Origin of the sequence: Novosphingobium soli (genome assembly GCF_042432915.1) — a bacterium.
Taxonomy (GTDB): Bacteria; Pseudomonadota; Alphaproteobacteria; order Sphingomonadales; family Sphingomonadaceae; genus Novosphingobium; species Novosphingobium soli.
Map to the genome: position 1 here is coordinate 16,362 of NZ_JBHLWK010000023.1, position 18,903 is coordinate 35,264.

The window sequence follows — 18,903 nt, forward strand, 5'->3', positions numbered from 1 at the left end:
CTCAGTCCGGTACGGGATCGTGACCGTGCCCGCCCCACGGCTGGCAGCGCAATATACGCCACAGCGCCAGCCATCCACCCTTAATCGCACCGTGCCTGCGGACCGCCTCGATCGCGTATTGCGAGCAGGAGGGGGTGTAGCGGCAGGTCGGGGGCATGATCGCCGAGGGGCCCAGCTGCCAGGCGCGGGCGATGCCGATCAGCAGCAGCCCCGGCAGGGCGGCGAGGAAGGCCAGCGCCCGCCTCACTTGCGCGGCCCGCGCCGGCGCCCCTGCGGGCGGGGCGAATCGCCCTTGCCCTCGCGCGCCCGGCCGAGCGCCGCCACCAGTTCGGCGCGCAGCAGCGCGAAGTCGCGCTCGATGCCGTTCTCCCGCCCGATCAGCACATGATCGGTATCGGCGAGGCCATGTTCGGGGAGCAGTTCGCGCAGGAGGGCGCGGAAGCGCCGCTTCATGCGGTTGCGCACCACGGCGTTGCCGATCTTCTTGGTGACGGTGATCCCGGCCCGCCGGCCCAGCCCTGCGTTGCGGTTGGCGAGCAGCACGAACCCGGGCCGCGCGACTCGCAGGCCGCGGTTGGCGGCAAGGAAGTCGGCCCGCCGGGTCAGGATCGTGTAGGCGTCGGCCATGGCGGTCACGCTAGGGCATCCTGCATCGGGAGCGAAGCCCCGCACCGGCGCGGCCGGCCCGAGGGCGGCGAATCGCCCCAAAGCAAAACGGCGCCAGCCCAAGCCTCCGCCACCGGGCGAGGGCTTGGGCTGGCGCCGTCGGGCAAGGGCTCACGCCCCTGCCGCTGGCGGCGAATCAGGCCGAGAGCTTCTTGCGGCCGCGAGCGCGGCGAGCGCGAAGCACCTTGCGACCGCCGACGGTCGCCATGCGGGCGCGGAAGCCGTGACGGCGGGCGCGGACAAGGCGGCTGGGCTGGAAAGTGCGCTTCATGTCGGTCCTCGAAAATTCCAATGGCCCCGAAGGACCGAACAAAAAGGGCCGCCCGGACGGACGACCACGTAAACTGTCGGGCGCCGTTACTGGAGCGTGGCGGGAGAGTCAAGGACGAGCGCGATCACGGGCGAAGGCGCGGGAGCAATCACAGTCATCGTCGCAGGGGGCGTGCTCGGGCTTGCTTCGGCCGGCTGCGCGGCGTCCAGCCGCACCCACCGCGCCATCTCGGCGGCGTCGAACCAGCGGGCGGAGGCGAACGGGACCGAGTTGGTCATCGCATAGAACGCCTCGGCCTCGACCAGGCTCATGCCCATCTGGCGATAGTAGTCGAGGTAGCGCCGATTCTCAGGCGCGGCGGCGGCATAGTCGTCGGGTTCCAGCCCGGTGTCGTCCATCCACGAATGGACCGCGAACTCGGCGCCCGGATCGGCAGAGCGGCGCGCACCGGCCAGGAACAGTTCCACCCCGCCCGAGCGCACCGAGCCGCCCGCCGGGACGTGGGTGGCCATGCCGTGCGCGCGGATCATGCGGCCGAGGCGCAGGTTGGCGAGGTCGTCCTCGGTCCCGGGGCACTCGAGCATCTCGATCGTGGCGATGCCGGGGTGGTCGCGCAGCATGGCGGCGAAGGCCTCCGGGCTGCGGCCGTCGGTCACGTCGACGAGCGCGGCCCGGCGCGGATCGAGGACGCGGAACGGTCCGTAGGCGGGAAGCGCCACCGGCCCTGCGGGCACGAGCGCTGGCCCCGCTGGCATGACCGCGGGCGCCGGCGGGAGGCTGCGCTCGCCACCCGTGACGAAGGGGTCGGCATCCACCTCGACGGCCTCGTATGCGATCACCTGCGCCGACAGGGGGGATGCGGCGAGCAGGCTGGCCAGGACGAGGCATGCAGGACGAGGCATGCGGGAAGCGAGCGCATGCGCCGAGACTGCCGCGCAAAGCCTTACCCGCGCCCTCACGAGGCCGGTTAAAAGCCTTTAAGGCATAAAGTTGAACGCTGGCCGCCGGCGCGTCTGCGGTACACGCTGGCCGACCGGGCGGGCCGCCGCCCCCACTCGCATCAGGGAAGGCTCCTCGTGGTCGCACTCGTCTCGACCGTGGCGTACCTCGGGCTGGAGGCGCGCGCCGTGGAGGTGCAGTGCCAGATCGCGCCGGGCATGCCCGGCTTCACGCTCGTCGGCTTGCCCGACAAGGCCGTGGGCGAAAGCCGCCAGCGGGTCAGCGCCGCGCTCACCGCGATGGGGCTGGCGCTGCCGCCCAAGCGGATCATCGTCAACCTCTCGCCCGCGGACCTGCCCAAGGAAGGCTCGCACTACGACCTGCCGGTGGCGCTGGCGCTGCTCGCGGCGATGGGCGTGATCGACGCCGAGCAGCTGGCCGACTTCGTGGCCGTGGGCGAACTGGCGCTCGACGGGCGCGTGATCCCCTCGCCCGGGGTGCTGCTCGCCGCCCTCCATGCCAGCGAGGGCGAGCGCGGCCTGATCTGCCCCGCGGCGCAAGGCTCGGAAGCGCGCTGGGCCAGCGGGGTGCCGGTGGTGGCCGCCCCCAACCTCATCAGCCTGCTCAACCACTTGCGCGGAATCCAGGTGCTGCAGCCGCCCCCGCCGGGCGAAGTGGAGCCGCCCGCGCGCGGAGCGGACCTGCGGCAGGTCAAGGGGCAGGAGACCGCCCGCCGCGCGCTGGAGATCGCCGCGGCCGGCGCGCACAACCTGCTGATGGTCGGCCCGCCCGGCGCCGGCAAGTCGCTGCTCGCCTCGTGCCTGCCCGGCATCCTGCCCGAGCTGGCCCCGGCCGAGGCGCTCGAAGTGTCGATGGTCGCCTCGGTCGCGGGCACGCTCGAAGGCGGGCGCATCAGCCGCGCCCGCCCGTTCCGCGCGCCGCACCACTCGGCCTCGATCGCGGCGCTGACCGGCGGCGGGCTGAAGGTGCGGCCGGGCGAGGTCTCGATGGCGCACATGGGCGTGCTGTTCCTCGACGAGCTGCCCGAGTTCCAGCGCGCCGTGCTCGATTCGCTGCGCCAGCCGCTGGAGACCGGCGAAGTGACCGTGGCACGGGCCAACGCGCACCTGACCTACCCCGCACGGGTCCAGCTGGTCGCCGCGATGAACCCCTGCCGCTGCGGGCACCTGGGCGATGCCGCGCTCGCCTGCTCGCGCGCGCCGCGCTGCGCCGCCGACTACCAGAGCAAGGTCTCGGGTCCGCTGCTCGACAGGATCGACCTCCACGTCGAAGTCGACCCGGTGCGCGCCGCCGATCTCGCGCTGCCTCCGCCGGGGGAAGGCAGCGCCGAAGTCGCGGCGCGGGTGGCGCGGGCGCGGCAGGTCCAGTCCGCCCGGCTCCGCGGCACCCCCGCACGCACCAATGCGGAGCTCGACGGCGACCTGCTCGAAGCCCATGCCACGCCGGACGAGGCGGGCCGCCGGCTGCTGCTCCAGGCCGCCGAGGCGATGCACCTCTCCGCCCGCGGCTACACCCGCATCCTCAGGACCAGCCGCACCATAGCCGACCTGGCAGGGGCCCCGCAGGTATCGCGCATCCACGTAGCCGAAGCGCTCAGCTACCGGCGCCGTCCTCCCCGCAACTGAAGGGGCGCGGAGCGACGGACGGCTCGCCCTTCGAACCGCCCAGCCCGGGCTTGTCGCAGGCCCCGAGGGAAGGCGCGAGGCCAGCATGCTTCGACACGCTCAGCATGAGCGGGAGTGGGCGGGCCCGTGCCCTACCCCCGGCGGACTCCCCGGAACCGCTCAGCCTTAGCCTGTCGAAGGCCCCGAGGCGGGGCACGAGGCTTCGATACCCCGGCAGCATGAGCGCAGGGCGCGTGGGCCTCTCAGAAGCCCGGTTCGATCCGCGCCAGCTTGCGCACCGAGCGGGCGGTCTGCACCAGGAACAGCGCGATCAGCACCAGGCCGACGCCGCCGACGAACCAGTCGAATCCGGTCATCGCCTCCATGTCGCGCTGCTTGTCGCCCAGCACCAGCATCGCGAAGGTCAGCGTGATGAGGACCAGCCGCAGCTCGGTGGGCCCGGCGTTGAGGTACGAGAGCCGCATCTCGCCCAGCACGCGCACGGCCAGGAAGGCGTGCATGCAGAGCAGGAGGTAGCCGATCATCGCGATGAGGGCCACTTCGAGCCGGACATAGGGGCTCAGGCCGATGCCGAGCAGGATCAGGAAGGTGGCGATGCCGTCGCAGCTGTGGTCGAGGAAATACCCGTAGCGCGGGCGCTCGATGTGCCGGTAGCGCGCCAGGCTGCCGTCCATCGAATCGCCGAACCAGTGCAGGAGGTACCCGGGGATGCAGAGCCACAGCCAGTCCTCGTCGAGCAGGCTGGTGGCGTATCCGGCGAAGATGAGCGCGGCTCCCACCATGCCCAGCGCGGTCAGCTGGTCGGGCTTCACCCAGGCGGGCATGTGGGCGCAGAGCCAGTTCAGCAGCCGCCGCTCACCGATGGCCAGGACGTTGCGCTGGATTCGGGCGGGGGGATTAATCCGATTCTCGTGCATTGCGCTTTATTGTGACATGTTGATTACTTGGCAAGGCAAACCGGCGAAAGCCCGTGCCGTTCCGTCGCGCGGCGGGGGATCTCAGATCCCGGCGTACCAGGCGTAGCGCTCGGTATCCTCCCAGTAACCGCCCCGCCCGCCGTGGATGCCCTCCAGCGAGGCCACGGCCTCGATCCGCGACACGAACTTGGCGTGCTTGTAGCCCAGCTGCCGCTCCACCCTGAGACGCAGCGGTGCGCCGTGCGCCGCGTCGAGGGGGGCGCCGTTCAGCGCCCAGGCGAGGATGGTCTGCGGATGGAAGGCGTCGACGAGGTCGATCGACTCGTAATACGACCGGCCGCGGTAGCGGTCGGCGCAGTGGAACACGATGTAGCGCGCCTCCGGCCGCAGGCGCGCGAGGTCGAGCAGGAGCGAGAGGCGCGGGCCCTGCCAGCGGCCGATGGCGCTCCAGCCCTCCACGCAGTCGTGCCGGGTGATCTGCGGTCGCTGCGGCATCGCCCGCAAGCCGTGGAGCGGCACCTGGAGCGGCCGCTCGACCAGCCCGTCGAGCCGCAGCGACCAGTTCGCGAAGCCCTCCGCCGCGTGCCGGCGGTAGGCGGGATCATCGACCGTGCGGCTGCCGTTGGCGCGGAAGACGGGCGACATGTCGGCCTCCCGGTACTCACGCGCGAGCGCCTTGCGGCCGAACGCACGCTGGGTCCAGCGGTTGAGGTCCTCCGCGCCTTCCAGCGCGCCGACCACCGAGGGACTCTCGCTCAGGCGGTCGCAGCCGGGCAGCAGCAGGCTCCCGGTCCCGGCCGCGCCCAGCCCGATCAGCCGGCGGCGGGTGGCAAGGAGCCTCATCGTGCCCGCTTCCGCGGCAGGCGGAACCGGCCGGTGACGATCCCGCGCAGCGCGTTCGCCGGGCCGGACAGGATGACCATCAGGACGTGGACAAGCACGAACAGCAGAAGCGCCGCGGCGCACAGGAAGTGGACCGAGCGCGCCGACTGCCGCCCGCCGAAGATCTCGCTCGCCAGTGGCAGCCAGGCGTCGGTCCCTGGCGACATCGCTAGGCCGGTCAGGATCATCGCGGGAAGGAAGACGAACAGCACCGCCGCATAGGCCATCTTCTGGAGCACCGAGTAGCGCAGCGCCGCCGCGCCGGCGGGGAAGCGCAGCCGCGCATGATCGCGAATGTCGCGCCAGACGCGGGCGGGCCGCCACTCGGCCGGCGCGATGTGGATGTCGCGCCGCAAGTGCCCGTTCACCAGCGAGCGGAGCAGATAGGCGAGCAGCCCGAGCGCGAGCACCCAGGCGAAGGCGAGATGCCAGGTGCGTCCCATCGCCAGGCTGTAGCGCGAGGGGATCGTCGCCCACCCGGGCACCGCGCGCCGCTGCACGTGCCCGGCATCGTCCGTCCACAGGCCGAGCGTGCCGGTGGTGTCCCAGCGATGCCCCGCGATCTCGAGGTAGCCCTGCTCCACGCCGCCGGTCCGCGCCGAGCCGACGCGCAGCCAGGCGTGGTCGAAGTTGGCGCCGTACTCACCCCAGTAGAGGCGCGGATGGGCGTTGAAGATCATCAGCCCGCTCATCAGCAGGACCAGCAGCGCCACCGCGTTGACCGCATGCCACAGCCGTGTCGAGAGCCGGTGCCGCCGCACCAGGTCGCCGCCGGCCGGGGCCGTAGGGCCCGCCCCCGGGCTCACGCCTGCGCCAGCCCCCGGTTTCCCGGCTCGAGCGGGATGCGCAGGCTGTTCTGGAGATAGGCGGTGGCGACATACTGGCCGACCATCATGGGAAACTCGATCAGCTGCGCTTCGTCCCAGCACTGGGCCAGGGCGTCCCAGGTCGCGTCGGAGAGCGCGCGATCCTCGATCAGTTCCTCCACTCCGCGCAGGATCGCCGCGTCGAGTACGCTCCAGCCCGGAGCGGCGGAGCCGGCACGCACGCGCGCGATCTCATCGGCAGCCAGCCCTGCGCGCCGGGCGATGGCGACGTGCTGGCCCCACTCGTAGGGCGCGCGGCACAGCCAGGCCACCCGCAGCACCGCCAGCTCGCGCTCGCGCGGGGCGATGCGCCCGCGAAACAGCACTGCGCCCATCTCCATCTGGCAGCGGAAGATCTCGGGATGCTTCACCACCGTGCGCATGTATTCGGGCACTTCCACCATCGGCGGCGCGCCGGCTCCCGCGCGGACCTCCAGGATCAGCCGGCGCGAGGCCTCGTCGATCTCCTCTTCGGGCAGCGCCGCGATCCGCGGGCCCTCGCCCACCACGTGCGCCTCGCGCGCGGCTATGTCGAATGTGTCCATGCGCCCCCTCCTCCCGTCATGCGCCGATCAGGTGGACGGCGATCTCGCGACGGTGCGGCATCCGGCGGTGCTCGGCAAGGTAGATCGCCTGCCAGGTTCCCAGCGCCATGCGGCCGGCGAGGACCGGCACCTGCAGGTTCACGCCGGTGAGCGTCGCCCTGAGGTGCGCCGGCATGTCGTCCGCGCCTTCGTCGTCATGCGCATAGTGCGGGCCTTCGGGCGCGATGCGGTCGAGCCAGGCGGCGAGGTCGGTGCGCACCTCGCGCGCGGCATTCTCCTGGATCAGCAGCGAGGCGGAGGTGTGCCGGCAAAGCAGCGTCAGCAGCCCCTCGGCGATTCCGGTCCCGCGCTGCCACTCCGCCATCGCGCGCGTGATATCGGTGAAGCCGCGGCCCGGGGTATCGAAGGAAAGGATGGCCGATGCCTGTCTCATTGCGCCACGATCCTGACGACAAGCGCCGCCGCTTTCAACCGCGGCGCGGACACGAGGAGAGGAATTTGCCGCCAATGGACACACGGTTCTGCCAGGTCGCGGTAGACGGGCACGTCATGACCGTCACGATCGACCGCCCCGAGCTGCGCAACGCGCTGCACGGCGACGCCCACTTCGAGCTTGGCGACGTGTTCGACCGGTTCGAGGCCGATCCCTCGCTCTGGGTCGCGATCCTGACCGGGGCAGGAGACAAGGCTTTCTCCGCCGGTGCCGACTTGCGCACGCCCTTCGACAAGGACGATCCGCGTGCGCATCGGGGCATGCCGGTGCCGTCGACGGGCTTCGCCGGGCTCACCTGGCGGTTCGCCCGCCGCAAGCCGGTGATCGCCGCGGTGAACGGCCTGGCGCTGGGCGGAGGCTTCGAAGCCGCGCTCGCCTGCGACGTGATCGTCGCGGCCGACAGCGCGAGCTTCGGCCTGACCGAGCCCAAGGTGGGGCTGGCGGCGCTCGGCGGCGGGATCCAGCGCCTCGTCCAGGAACTCGGCCCCAAGCGCGCCCACGCGCTCCTGCTCACCGCCCGCCGGATCACCGCGGCCGAGGCGCAGGCCTGTGGCCTCGTCGCCGAAGTGGTGCCCGATGCCGACCTGCTCGCCTGCGCGCGCCGCTGGGCGGATGCGATCACCGCCTGCTCGCCGGCCTCGATCATCGCGACCAAGGCGATCATGCAGTCTTATTACGACCGCGGGATGGAAGCGTCTAACCGGGAGATGTTCGACCTGCCGGAAGTGCGCGCGATGCTCACCGGCGCGGATGCGCGCGAAGGCGGCAAGGCCCTGTTTGAGAAGCGCGCGCCGGTCTGGGCCGACCCGCCGCGGAAAGCGGACTAGCCGCCCGGGGCCAGCAAAGGCGATTGACGCGCGCCTGCCTGCATGGCATTCGCCGCGTCCCGATGCGGGTGTAGCTCAATGGTAGAGCAGCAGCTTCCCAAGCTGAATACGGGGGTTCGATTCCCCTCACCCGCTCCAGCCCTCCATCGCAAAGAACGAAAGTCGCGGACCGCGCGATGCACTGACTTGCGGCGCGAACAGGCGGAGCCTGCCGGCGCCGCTCAGAAGATCGTCAGCGCCAATGCGATGATCAGCGCCCAGAGCACCGCATTGAAGGCAAGGATGAGCGGAAGGTCGAACCTGGGAACTTCGATACTGAACTTCTTCGCGTCAATCATGTGCGGACCCGTGTCTCTCAGCGTCGCTTCAGCAACCTCTCGTATATTTGAACCGTCCTGCCGCCCGGAGGTTCCCTGTCTTCATCTCGGATTCATGAACGCGTCTTCGCGCCGGGACTCGCGGTCTGCCCGGTGAGCCGGCGGCTCAGGCCGGTGAGCCGGCGCGGATCATGCCGAAGCCGTGGAGCAGGTGCTCGAGCTGGCCGTCGGGCACCGGCGGGAAGGCGAGCGTCTCCCCCCCGCTGCGGATCGCATCGATCTGCGCGGCCACGTCCTCGAGCGTCCAGTCCGCCCGGTACAGCCCGGCGTTCTCCGCGATCCAGGCACGGCCGAGGCGGCCGCCCATCGCGACGTACATTTCCCCGGTCGCCGCGCAGTCCGCGTGGCACAAGTAGGCGACCATCGGCGCGACCTGCTCGGGCTCCATCGGCGGGAACTTGCTGGTGTCGATCCCTTCCGACATGCGGGTCACCGCCGCCGGGACGATCAGGTTGGACTTCACGTTGGCGTGCTGTCCCTCGATCGCGGCGGTGTTGGACAGGCCCATGAACCCGGCCTTGCACAGCGAGTAGGTGACGTTGTCCGCCTTGCCGTAGAGGCCGTTGATCGAGCTGGTCAGCACGATGCGGCCGAACTGGCGCGCCATCATGTGCGGGAACGCCTCGCGCACGACGTGGTAGGCGCCGCGCAGGTGGACGTCGAGCACGGCCGAGAAATCCTCGTAGGCCAGCGTCGAGAGCGAGCCCCGCCGCACGTTGCCGGCCGAGTGGATGAGGATGTCGATGCGCCCCCAGGTGTCGAGCGCGGCGCCGATGATCGCCTTGCCGCCTTCCGGCGTCGCCACGCTGTCGGTGCTGGCGACCGCCTCGCCGCCCAGCGCGCGGATCTCGGCCGCCAGCGCCTCGGCTGGTCCTTCGTCGGTGGTGTCGCCCGCCATCGAGACGCCGGGATCGTTGACGACGATGCGGCAGCCCCGGCTCGCCAGCAGCAGCGCATGGGCCCGGCCCAGCCCCCGCCCGCCCCCGGTAATCACCGCCACGCGGTCGTCGAAACGCAGTTCGGGCATGGCAGGATCCTCTCGCGGTGCTTGTCCTTGTCGGCCGGACCTTACCGCCCGGGCGCGCTCAGGCAACGACGCCGGCGGCGCGCAGCTGCGCGATCCGCTCGGGCGATAGATCGAGCACGTCGGCGAGCACGGCATCGGTGTGCTGGCCCAGGACGGGCGGCGCGTCCGGGATGGGCTGCTCGGCATCGGTGAAGCGGATCGGCCGGTTGACGATGGGAATCGCCCCGAGCGTCGCGTGCTGCGTCTCCACCACCATGCCGCGCGCCACCGCCTGCGGCTGCGACAGCGCCTCGGTCACGCCCAGGATGGGCGCGTGCGGAACTTCATGCGCGGTGAAGATCGCGACCAGCTCGTCCACCGTGTGCGCCTCGGTAAAGGCGGAGACGATCGCGTTCACCGCCTCGCGCGCGTCGCGCCGCTTCTCCAGCGTGTCGAAGCGCGGATCATGGCACAGCTCGCCGCGACCGATCGAGCGGCAGATGCGATCCCAGAAGCCGGGCGTCAGGCACGCCACCACGATCGAGCCGTCGCGCGCCGGGAAGATGCCGTAGGGCACCAGGTTGGGGTGCTGCGAGCCGACCCGCTGCGGGTCCGCTCCGGTGAAGAAGGCGAGCTGCGCGATGTAGCCGAGCATGCCCATCAGCCCGTCCATCAGGCTGACGTCGATGTGCCGCCCAACCCCCGTGCGCTCGCGCTCGTAGAGGGCGGAGAGGATGCCGATCGGTCCGTTTATGCCGCCGACCAGGTCGCCGAGGGGAATGCCCAGCTTCATCGGCAGCCCGTCGCACTCGCCGTTCATCGAAAGCGCGCCGGACATCGCCTGGAGCACGATGTCGAAGCTCGGCCGGTCCTTGAGCGGCCCGGTCTGGCCGTAGCCGGAGATCGAGCAGTAGATCAGCCGCGGGTTGATCGCGTGCAGGTCCTCCCAGCCGAGGCCCAGCCGCTCCATCACCCCAGGGCGGTAGTTCTCCACCAGGACGTCGCAGCGCGCGACCAGGTCCTTGACCAAAGCGAGCCCCTCGGGGCTCTTCAGGTCGACCACGATCGACTTCTTGCCCCGGTTGACCGCGAGGTAATAGTGGCTCTCGCCGTCGCGGGTGGGCGGGAAGGTGCGGGTCTCGTCGCCCGTGCCGGGCGGCTCGATCTTGAAGACCTCCGCGCCCATGTCGGCCAGCGCCAGGCTGGCGGCGGGGCCGGCGAGCACGCGCGTGAAGTCGATCACGCGCACGCCGGCGAGCGGTCCGGCCCAGGTCGATGTCATGCGTGCCTTCCTCGTGCCGGGGCGAGAGGCCTGGCCTCCCGCCCCGTTCCTTTCCTCAGGCCCGGCTCGGCAGTTCGGCGACCGAGGTACCGAAGGCCGAAAGCTCGCCGCGGTGGGTCGTCGCCTTCTGCGCGACCTCGACGTACTTCTTGCCGTTCTCCTCGAACTTGCGGGTCACCTCGCCGGTGAGGATCATCGCGTCGCCGTCCGGGTTGTGGCGGCGGATCTGGCAGTTCGACTTGTGCAGGAAGCCGTCGTCGCCGATCCAGTTCGTCATGTGGTGCGTCAGCCACGAGCAGCGCTCCGGGCCGTAGTCGTAGGCGCCCGGGGCGCCGACCTCGAGCGCGAAGGCCTCGTCCCAGTGGACGCGCTCGGGGCAGTCCGGCACGTTGAAGCGGTTGCGGATACCCAGGCCCGGGTGCGCCTTCTGCATCTTGTAGGCGAGCTTGTTGGCGCGGATGTAGAGGCCGCCCCACCCTTGCGCGTAGCAGATGAAGCCGGTGACCGTCATCGGGCCCTTCATCATCGGCGGCAGCTTGTCGCCGACGTTCACGTCCTCGAAGTAGCGCGGGGTGGCGCCGCGGATCTCCTCGCGGTCGTAGATGTCGTAGAACTCGTCGAGCTGCTCCTGGGTGAAGGGCTCCACGCGGCCGCGCGCCTCGGTGTACTTGGTGCCGCGCTCGCGCGCCTCGTCACGGTCGGTGCGGAACACCCAGCTGTCCGCGCCGGCGACGTGGTCGCCGTGCTGGTTGTAGAAGTCGACGTGGTAGATCTGCTGGAACGAGCGGCCCGCGAACTTGGTCTGGTGCTCGACCAGGTCCTTCAGGTAGGGCACCGAGGTGATGGTGTCGTTGCGCAGGACCGGCTTGTGCCAGGTCCAGTCGGCGCCCGCCCACATTGCGTGGACGCCCGACAGGCCACCGCAGTAGCCCGAGACGATGCGGCTGGTGGTGAACAGGAACGAAGGCAGCGCCACGATCGTGCCGTACTTGGTGCCGGCCGCGTACTCGGGATCGCACCAGAGCGGGTTGTCGTCGCCGATGCCGTGCGCGTAGTGGCGGATCGCGTCGCGGGTCGCCTCGTAGTTCCAGGGCTCGACCGTGTTCTCGATCTTGACGCCGATGCGCTTGCGCAGGTCGTCGAGGCCTTCCTCGGTGATCTTGGGGAACTTGTTCTTCGGTTCTGCTGTGGTGGCCATTTCGTACTCCTCAATCCTTGGAATCGTGTTCAGGCGACGGCTTCCGCCGCCTTCGCCGCCTCGCGGTCGCGCAGCATCTTGCGGTGGACCTTGCCGGCGGGGTTCTTGGGCAGTTCGTCGACGAACTCGACGATGCGGGGGAATTCGTGCTGGGCGAGCCGCTCGCGGGTGAACTCCTGAAGCTCGCGGACCAGCGCTTCCGAGCCTTCGCGGTTGGTGACCACGAAGGCCTTCACCACCTGCCCGCGCTTTTCGTCCGACACGCCGATCACGCCGCACTCCAGCACGGCGTCGTGGCGCAGCATGGTGTTCTCGATCTCGACCGCGGACATCGTCCACCCTGCCGAGATGATGACGTCGTCGGCGCGGCCGCAGTGATAGAAGTAGCCGTCCTCGTCGGTCCTGGCGCGGTCCTTGGTGGTCATCCAGCCGCCGCCTCGCCACAACATCAGCTCGCCGATCTCGCCCGGATCGCAGACGGTGCCGTCCGCGCGATGGACCTCCAGCTTCTGCCCTGGCACCGCCTTGCCGAGCGAGCCCGGCTTCACCGTGAAGTCGTCGGCGCCCGGATAGTTCACCAGCACCACGCCGATCTCGGTGGTGCCGTACATCGAGCAGGCGGGCACCTTGAACCAGGTGTCGATCCATTCCAGCGTCGCCGGGTCGATCGGCTCTCCGGTGAAGGAGAGCTTGTCGAAGTGGAACGTGAAGTCCGCCGCCCTCCCGCTGTTCTTCATCATGCGGTAGTGCGTGGCCGCCGCCGACATGTTGGTGATGCCGAAGTCGTCCAGCGCCTTCATCAGCCGCACCGGGTCGAAGCGGCCCGCGAAGGTCCCCGTCGTCACCCCCATCGCCAGCGGCGCGAGGGTGCCGTGCCACAGGCCGTGCCCCCACGCCGGGCTGGAAGGACAGAAGAACTCGTCGCCCGGACGGATGCCGGTCCCGTAGAGCGCGGCGAACATCAGCGTCACCAGGGTACGATGCGAGTGCTTCACCGCCTCCGGCAGCTCGCGCGTGGTGCCGCTGGTGTACTGGAACACGGCCATGTCGTTGGCGCGGGTCTTCGGCGTGTAGCTGGTGGGAAGCCCCGAGAGCGAGGCCAGGAACGCCTCGTCCGCGACGATCACGCGCGGCTTGCCGTCCACCGCCACCGACCGCGCGAGCTCCGCCTTCTCGGCATTGGTGACGAGGATCGAAGGCTCGCAGTCGCCCACCCGCAGGCGCAGCGCATCGGGACCGAACAGCGTGAACAGCGGCACCGAGATGGCGCCGGTCTGCATCGCGCCGAACAGGCAGACGTAGAAGGGCAGCGAGGGTTCGAGCATGAAGGCGATACGCTCGCCCGGCTGCACCCCCTCGGCATCGAGCCAGTGGGCGAACTGCGCCGCCCCCGCGGCGATGGTGTCGAAGCTCAGCACTTCGTCGCTGCCGTCGGCATGGGCGATGCGGACCGCCGCGCGGCCTGAGCCATCGGCGTGGCGGGTCACGCATTCGTGCGCGATGTTGAAGTAGTCACGGTCGCCGTCGAACAACTCCCACAGCGCCGCGGAAGAGGCATGCGCCTGCGCATCGGCATAGCGCGTGTAGTCGGTAAGCCCCGCGATCACCTTCGCCATCAACCTCATCCTCGCCCGCCGAATCGCATCGGCAAGCTCTTGTCCTTGTGTTCAGCACAGTCTGCCACGGACGCGTTGCTTTTGTAAATATTGAACGCTATTCTCCATATTGAATGACAAGCAGCCCCGACGATCCTGTGAAGGCCAGCAAGGCCCCGGCCATCGCCCGCGCCGCGGCCGTGCTGCGGCTGCTCGGCCGCAGCACGGCACCGATGGGGGTGCAGGCGATCGCCCGCGAACTCGGCCTCGTTCCCAGCACCTGCCTCTACGTGCTGCGCGCGCTCGTGGCCGAGGAACTGGTGGCTTTCGACCCGGACACCAAGCGCTACAGCCTCGATGCCGGCGTGCTCACGCTGGCCCGGGCCTGGCTGCGCCGGGACCAGTTCAACGACCTGGCGCAGCCCGCGCTCGACCGCCTGGCGCGCGAGTTCGGGATCACCACGCTGGGGGTCCAGCTCTTCGGGCTGCAGCGCATCATCGTCACCGCGATGTCGCAGTCGGGGCAGAACTTCCAGCTCTCGACGCAGGTGGGCAGCCGCTTCCCGGCGCTGGTTTCGGCAACGGGGCGCTGCATCGCCGCCTTCGGCAACTACTCCGAACACGACCTCAGGCCCCGGTTCGACGCCCTGCGCTGGGACGAAGCCCCGAGCTGGGAGGAGTGGCTGGCGCAAGTCGCGGAGGCGCGCGCGACCGGGATCGCGCTGGACGCCGGGCACTACATCGCGGGGGTCACCGTGATCGCCGCGCCGGTCTGGAAGGGCGGGCGCATTGCCGCGCGCGCGCCGAGCCATGCGCTCGTCGCGATCGGCATCGGCGCGGCCATGCGCAGCGAACTGCCGCGCATCCAGGACGCGCTGAAAAGCGCGGCGCGATCGCTGGGCGATCAGCTGGCGGGATGAAGGAAGGGCTCCTCAGCCCTTCGTCTTCAGCAGCACCGTGCGCAGCATCGACAGCGCGACCTCGCCCCGCTCGTTCGTCAGCTCGTGCTTGAACACCACGATGCCCTGCCCCGGGCGCGACTTGCTCTCGCGCATCTCCACGACCTCAGTCGCGCAGGTCAGCGTATCGCCGATGAAGGTGGGCTTGGGCGTCACCACCTTGTCGAAGCCGAGGTTGGCGACCAGCGTGCCGACTGTCGTGTCCGCGATCGAGAGGCCCACCGCGAGACTGAAGGTGAAGGTGGAATTGACGAGGATCTGGCCGAACTCGCTCGCCTTCGCGGCTTCGGCGTCGAGGTGCAGCGGCTGCATGTTGTGCGTCATGGCCGAGAACAGCAGGTTGTCGGTCTCGGTCACGGTGCGGCTCGGCTGGTGGGTGATGCGATCGCCCACCTGCCATTCGTCGAAGAAGCGTCCGGGCATCAGGCAGTCTCCTCGATCTTCGCCAGCAGGGCCTCGACCTGGACCTGCTGGCCGGCGGTGGCATTCAGTTCCGCCACCACGCCGTCGAACGGCGCGGTCAGCGTGTGCTCCATCTTCATCGCTTCGAGCGTGAGCAGCTTCTGGCCCTTGGTCACCGCCTGCCCGGCGGTTACCTCGACCGCGATCACCTTGCCGGGCATCGGCGCCAGGATCGCGCCCGAGCCGCCCGCCGCGCCGTGCGCCCCGTCGCGGCGCCACGTCTCGAGAAGCCAGGCCTGTCCCTGCTCGGTGACGAGGACGCCGGGGGCCGGCTCCGCGCTCCCCTCGCCGGTCAGCGCGATCTCCACCGTCTCGCCGTCCAGCAGGAACCACGCCTTGCGCGCCGGGGCGGCGTTCAGCCGCAGGCCCGATGCCAGCGTCGCCGGGGCGAGGGCCTGCGCCGCCGCCTCCAGCGCTTCACTGGAGGGAACCGGCGGCTCCGCCATCGTCTCGCCGTCGCGGCCGATCAGGCCGGTATCGACCCGGCCCGCCGCGAAGTCCGGGTGCTCCAGCGCCTTGACCAGGAACGAGGCATTGGTGCGCACCGGCCAGACGGCGCTGTCCTCCAGCATCGCGCCGAGCCGTTCGCGCGCCTCGTCGCGATCCTCGCCCCAGGCGATGACCTTGGCGATCATCGGGTCGTAGAACGGCGAGACTTCGGCCCCCTGGTAGACGCCGGTGTCGATCCGCCCGCCCTCTGCCTCGCCGAACTGCAGCAGTTCCAGCCGCCCGATGCTGGGGAGGAAGCCCTTGGCCGGATCCTCGGCATAGAGGCGCGCTTCCATCGCCCAGCCGTCGATCGTCAGGTCGTCCTGCGACAGCGGCAGCGGTTCGCCGCTGGCCACCCGCAACTGCCACTCGACGAGGTCGACGCCGGTGATCTCCTCGGTGACCGGGTGCTCGACCTGCAGGCGGGTGTTCATCTCCATGAACCAGATCCGCTCGGCACTGAGCGCGCCCGAGCCGTCGGCGATGAACTCGATCGTGCCCGCGCCGACGTAGTCCACCGCCTGGGCGGCGCGCACCGCCGCGGCGCAGAGCGCCTCGCGCGTGGCAGCGTCCATGCCCGGCGCGGGGGCTTCCTCGATCACCTTCTGGTGGCGGCGCTGGAGCGAGCAGTCGCGCTCGAACAGGTGGACGACGTTGCCGTGCTTGTCGCCGAACACCTGCACTTCGATGTGGCGGGGCGAGGCGATGTACTTCTCGATCAGCACGTGGTCGTTGCCGAACGAGCCGGCCGCCTCGCGCTTGCACGAGGCGAGCGCGTCGGCGAAGGCCCCGGGGCTCTCCACCAGCCGCATGCCCTTGCCGCCGCCGCCTGCGACCGCCTTGATGAGCACCGGGTAGCCGACCTTCGCGGCCTCGGCGGCCAGCAAGGCGGGGTCCTGGTCCGCGCCCATGTAGCCCGGCGTCACCGGCACCCCGGCTTCGGCCATGAGCGCCTTGGCCGCGTCCTTCAGCCCCATCGCGGTGATCGACGAGGGATTCGGGCCGACCCAGACGATCCCGGCATCCATCACCGCCTGCGCGAACGCGGCGTTCTCGGACAGGAAGCCGTAGCCCGGGTGGATTGCCTCGGCCCCCGTCGCCCGCGCCGCGGCGAGGATCTTCTCGCCCACGAGGTAGCTCTCGCGCGTGGGGCTCGGGCCGATGTGGACCGCCTCGTCCGCCTCGCGCACGTGGAGGGCATCGGCGTCGGCGTCGGAGTAGACCGCGATGGTGCGGATGCCGAGCCGGCGCGCGGTACGGATCACCCGGCAGGCGATCTCGCCGCGGTTGGCAATGAGGAGCGATGTGATCATGCGAGTTCCTCCCCGGAACGGGGAGGGGGACCGTCGCGAAGCGATGGTGGAGGGGGCCCCGCCTCTCGACAGGCCTCGACAATGGCAGTGATACACGAGTCCATGTTCTTGAGCACCTCGTAGGCGGGCAGGCGCAGTGTGCGAAAGCCGCGCTCGGCCATGATTGTGTCGCGGACGATGTCCTTCGCCGGCCGGTCGCCGCGGTTGTGTGCCTCGCCATCGACCTCGATCGCGAGCCGGGCGGAGAGACAGGCGAAGTCAATCGTGTAGGGCGCCTGCGGAAACTGTTTGCGAAAGCGGTAGCCACCTGGACGCGTCTGCAACTCGCGCCAGAGCAGGCCTTCGGGAAGGCTCAGCTTCTTCCGCAGGGCGCGGGCGTGTTTGACCTGCTTGATCGGTTGTTGGAGGAGAGGTGGGCCCCCTCCACCGTCTTCCGGACGGTCCCCCTCCCCGTTCCGGGGAGAACCTGGTGTCACCCCCATCACATCCGGAACACCCCGAAGCGGGGCGCCTCCGCGATCGGCGCTTCGAGGCAGGCCTGGAGCGCCAGGCCGAGCACGTCGCGCGTCTGGACCGGGTCGATCACGCCGTCGTCCCACAGCCGCGCGGTGGCGTAGTAGGGGTTGCCCTCGTCCTCGTACTTCTGGCGGATCGGCGCCTTGAACGCCTCGGCCTCCTCGGGGGACCACTTGGCGGCGTCGCGGTGGACCGTCGCCAGCACCGAGGCCGCCTGCTCGCCGCCCATCACCGAGATCCGCGCGTTGGGCCAGGTGAACAGGAAGCGCGGGTCGTAGGCGCGCCCGCACATGCCGTAGTTGCCGGCGCCGAACGAGCCGCCGATCAGCACCGTCAGCTTGGGCACTTGCGCGGTGGCGACCGCGGTGACCAGCTTGGCGCCGTGCTTGGCGATGCCCTCCGCCTCGTACTTGCCGCCGACCATGAAGCCGGAGATGTTCTGCAGGAACAGCAGCGGAATGCGGCGCTGGCACGCCAGTTCGATGAAGTGCGCGCCCTTCTGCGCGCTTTCCGAGAACAGCACCCCGTTGTTGGCGAGGATCGCCACCGGCATCCCGTGGATATGCGCGAAGCCGCAGACGAGCGTGGTGCCGTAGAGCGCCTTGAACTCGTGGAACTCGCTGCCATCGACGATGCGCGCGATCACCTCGTGGACGTCGTAGGGGGCGCGCACGTCCTCCGGGACGATGGCGTAGAGCTCCTCCGCGGCGTATCTCGGCGGCCGGGGCTCGCGCAGCGTCAGGTCGTGCCGGTGCGCCGGGCCGAGGTGGCTGACGATGTCGCGCACGATCGTCAGAGCGTGCTCGTCGTCCTCGGCGAGGTGGTCGGTGACGCCGGACTTGCGGCTGTGCAGGTCGCCGCCGCCCAGGTCCTCGGCGCTGATGACCTCTCCGGTGGCGGCCTGCACCAGCGGAGGTCCGGCGAGGAAGATCGTGCCCTGCTCCTTCACGATGACGCTTTCGTCGCTCATCGCCGGCACGTAGGCGCCGCCGGCGGTGCAGCTGCCCATGACGCTGGCGATCTGGGGGATGCCCTTGGCGCTCATCTGGGCCTGGTTGTAGAAGAACCGGCCGAAGTGGTCCCGGTCCGGGAAGACCTCGGCCTGGTTGGGCAGGTTGGCGCCGCCGCTGTCGACGAGGTAGACGCAAGGCAGGCGGTTGGCCTCGGCGATCTCCTGCGCGCGGATGTGCTTCTTCACGGTCATCGGGAAGTAGGTCCCGCCCTTGACCGTCGCATCGTTGGCGAAGACCATGCACTGGCGGCCGGCGACGCGGCCGATGCCCGCGATCAGGCCCGCGCCGGGGACCTCGTCGCCATAGAGGCCGTTGGCGGCGAGCTGGCCGATCTCGAGGAACGGCGAGCCCGCGTCGAGCAACCGCTCCACGCGGTCGCGGGGGAGCAGCTTGCCGCGCGCGAGGTGCCGCTCGCGCGACCGCGCGTCGCCGCCGAGAGCCGCCTTGGCCACCCGCTCGCGCAGCTCTGCGGCGAGCGCGCGGTTGTGGGCATCGCGCGCCTTTGCCTCCGGGCTGTCGAGGTTGACGTTGCTCTGCAGGACCGGCGCGCTCATCCCTCTTCCTTCGTCTGTCGGGCAGCGCTTGTGGCCGGCCTCGATTTGCGGTGTCTATGTAGACAACCCCGAACGACAGCGGAAATT

General features: G+C 70.3%; 20 protein-coding genes and 1 tRNA gene. 4 read left to right on the top strand and 17 right to left on the bottom strand.

The features are described 5' to 3' along the window. Position 1: 1 nt before the first annotated feature. The 4 genes from yidD to ACFFJC_RS17760 form a co-directional block, all read right to left on the bottom strand. Complete coding sequence (yidD, locus tag ACFFJC_RS17745; protein ID WP_379488725.1) at positions 2 to 247, bottom strand: membrane protein insertion efficiency factor YidD; 246 nt, start codon at positions 245 to 247, stop codon at positions 2 to 4. Next, positions 244 to 627 carry a ribonuclease P protein component gene (rnpA, locus tag ACFFJC_RS17750; protein WP_379488816.1) on the bottom strand — a complete coding sequence of 128 codons (384 nt, stop codon included), beginning with the start codon at positions 625 to 627 and terminating at the stop codon, positions 244 to 246. The genes yidD and rnpA overlap by 4 nt, the downstream gene beginning before the upstream one ends. 175 nt (positions 628 to 802) lie before the next feature. Next, positions 803 to 937, bottom strand: a complete 135-nt coding sequence (gene rpmH / locus ACFFJC_RS17755) for a 50S ribosomal protein L34 (protein ID WP_007012267.1) — start codon at positions 935 to 937, stop codon at positions 803 to 805. A gap of 86 nt (positions 938 to 1,023) precedes the next feature. Next, complete coding sequence (locus ACFFJC_RS17760; RefSeq protein WP_379488726.1) at positions 1,024 to 1,839, bottom strand: alpha/beta hydrolase; 816 nt, start codon at positions 1,837 to 1,839, stop codon at positions 1,024 to 1,026. Positions 1,840 to 2,013: 174 nt separating this feature from the next. Here ACFFJC_RS17760 and ACFFJC_RS17765 point away from each other — a divergent pair, with 174 nt between their 5' ends. Further along, a complete protein-coding gene (locus ACFFJC_RS17765) occupies positions 2,014 to 3,522 on the top strand; it encodes a YifB family Mg chelatase-like AAA ATPase (RefSeq protein ID WP_379488727.1) in 1,509 nt (502 codons plus the stop codon). 242 nt (positions 3,523 to 3,764) lie between these two features. On the opposite strand, the gene ACFFJC_RS17770 is transcribed toward ACFFJC_RS17765, so the two are convergent. From ACFFJC_RS17770 to ACFFJC_RS17790, 5 genes are all read right to left on the bottom strand, one after another. Further along, positions 3,765 to 4,439, bottom strand: a complete 675-nt coding sequence (locus tag ACFFJC_RS17770) for a CDP-alcohol phosphatidyltransferase family protein (RefSeq protein ID WP_379488728.1) — start codon at positions 4,437 to 4,439, stop codon at positions 3,765 to 3,767. Between the two features lie 81 nt (positions 4,440 to 4,520). Next, complete coding sequence (locus tag ACFFJC_RS17775; protein ID WP_379488729.1) at positions 4,521 to 5,282, bottom strand: molybdopterin-dependent oxidoreductase; 762 nt, start codon at positions 5,280 to 5,282, stop codon at positions 4,521 to 4,523. Continuing rightward, complete coding sequence (locus ACFFJC_RS17780; RefSeq protein ID WP_379488730.1) at positions 5,279 to 6,127, bottom strand: cytochrome b/b6 domain-containing protein; 849 nt, start codon at positions 6,125 to 6,127, stop codon at positions 5,279 to 5,281. Before ACFFJC_RS17780 ends, ACFFJC_RS17775 begins: the two co-directional genes overlap by 4 nt. Beyond that, on the bottom strand, positions 6,124 to 6,732 hold the full coding sequence (locus ACFFJC_RS17785; protein WP_379488731.1) for a carboxymuconolactone decarboxylase family protein: 609 nt from the start codon (positions 6,730 to 6,732) through the stop codon (positions 6,124 to 6,126). Before ACFFJC_RS17785 ends, ACFFJC_RS17780 begins: the two co-directional genes overlap by 4 nt. A 16-nt stretch (positions 6,733 to 6,748) precedes the next feature. Then, the gene (locus tag ACFFJC_RS17790) at positions 6,749 to 7,165 is read right to left on the bottom strand and encodes a secondary thiamine-phosphate synthase enzyme YjbQ (RefSeq protein WP_379488732.1); all 417 of its coding nucleotides are present in this window, start codon (positions 7,163 to 7,165) and stop codon (positions 6,749 to 6,751) included. A 74-nt stretch (positions 7,166 to 7,239) separates the two neighbouring features. On the opposite strand from ACFFJC_RS17790, the gene ACFFJC_RS17795 reads away from it, so the two are divergent. Together ACFFJC_RS17795 and ACFFJC_RS17800 are read left to right on the top strand one after the other, a co-directional pair. Then, positions 7,240 to 8,052 carry an enoyl-CoA hydratase-related protein gene (locus ACFFJC_RS17795; RefSeq protein ID WP_379488733.1) on the top strand — a complete coding sequence of 271 codons (813 nt, stop codon included), beginning with the start codon at positions 7,240 to 7,242 and terminating at the stop codon, positions 8,050 to 8,052. 64 nt (positions 8,053 to 8,116) lie between these two features. After that, positions 8,117 to 8,190, top strand: a tRNA-Gly gene (locus tag ACFFJC_RS17800). Between the two features lie 345 nt (positions 8,191 to 8,535). Here ACFFJC_RS17800 and ACFFJC_RS17805 read toward each other — a convergent pair. From ACFFJC_RS17805 to ACFFJC_RS17820, 4 genes are read right to left on the bottom strand one after another with little or no spacing between them, the layout of a single operon-like run. Next, positions 8,536 to 9,456: an SDR family NAD(P)-dependent oxidoreductase gene (locus tag ACFFJC_RS17805; protein ID WP_379488734.1), complete on the bottom strand. Its 921-nt coding sequence runs from the start codon at positions 9,454 to 9,456 to the stop codon at positions 8,536 to 8,538. A gap of 58 nt (positions 9,457 to 9,514) precedes the next feature. Then, positions 9,515 to 10,717: a CaiB/BaiF CoA transferase family protein gene (locus ACFFJC_RS17810; protein WP_379488735.1), complete on the bottom strand. Its 1,203-nt coding sequence runs from the start codon at positions 10,715 to 10,717 to the stop codon at positions 9,515 to 9,517. A gap of 55 nt (positions 10,718 to 10,772) precedes the next feature. Further along, entirely contained in the window at positions 10,773 to 11,915 is a 1,143-nt protein-coding gene (locus ACFFJC_RS17815; protein ID WP_379488736.1) for an FAS1-like dehydratase domain-containing protein, read from the bottom strand. A gap of 29 nt (positions 11,916 to 11,944) precedes the next feature. Further along, positions 11,945 to 13,531: an acetate--CoA ligase gene (locus tag ACFFJC_RS17820; protein ID WP_379488737.1), complete on the bottom strand. Its 1,587-nt coding sequence runs from the start codon at positions 13,529 to 13,531 to the stop codon at positions 11,945 to 11,947. Positions 13,532 to 13,644: 113 nt separating this feature from the next. On the opposite strand from ACFFJC_RS17820, the gene ACFFJC_RS17825 reads away from it, so the two are divergent. Further along, entirely contained in the window at positions 13,645 to 14,430 is a 786-nt protein-coding gene (locus tag ACFFJC_RS17825; RefSeq protein WP_379488738.1) for an IclR family transcriptional regulator, read from the top strand. A gap of 12 nt (positions 14,431 to 14,442) precedes the next feature. Here the strand turns inward: ACFFJC_RS17825 and ACFFJC_RS17830 are convergent, their stop codons facing one another. Genes ACFFJC_RS17830 through ACFFJC_RS17845 form a run of 4 tightly spaced genes read right to left on the bottom strand, consistent with a single transcriptional unit; the run spans position 14,443 to position 18,816 of the window. Beyond that, entirely contained in the window at positions 14,443 to 14,892 is a 450-nt protein-coding gene (locus tag ACFFJC_RS17830) for a MaoC family dehydratase (protein WP_379488739.1), read from the bottom strand. Continuing rightward, entirely contained in the window at positions 14,892 to 16,733 is a 1,842-nt protein-coding gene (locus ACFFJC_RS17835; RefSeq protein ID WP_379488740.1) for an acetyl/propionyl/methylcrotonyl-CoA carboxylase subunit alpha, read from the bottom strand. The genes ACFFJC_RS17830 and ACFFJC_RS17835 overlap by 1 nt, the downstream gene beginning before the upstream one ends. Further along, positions 16,730 to 17,215: an endonuclease domain-containing protein gene (locus ACFFJC_RS17840; RefSeq protein ID WP_379488741.1), complete on the bottom strand. Its 486-nt coding sequence runs from the start codon at positions 17,213 to 17,215 to the stop codon at positions 16,730 to 16,732. Before ACFFJC_RS17840 ends, ACFFJC_RS17835 begins: the two co-directional genes overlap by 4 nt. Further along, positions 17,215 to 18,816 carry a carboxyl transferase domain-containing protein gene (locus tag ACFFJC_RS17845; RefSeq protein ID WP_379488742.1) on the bottom strand — a complete coding sequence of 534 codons (1,602 nt, stop codon included), beginning with the start codon at positions 18,814 to 18,816 and terminating at the stop codon, positions 17,215 to 17,217. Before ACFFJC_RS17845 ends, ACFFJC_RS17840 begins: the two co-directional genes overlap by 1 nt. Between the last annotated feature and the right edge of the window lie 87 nt (positions 18,817 to 18,903).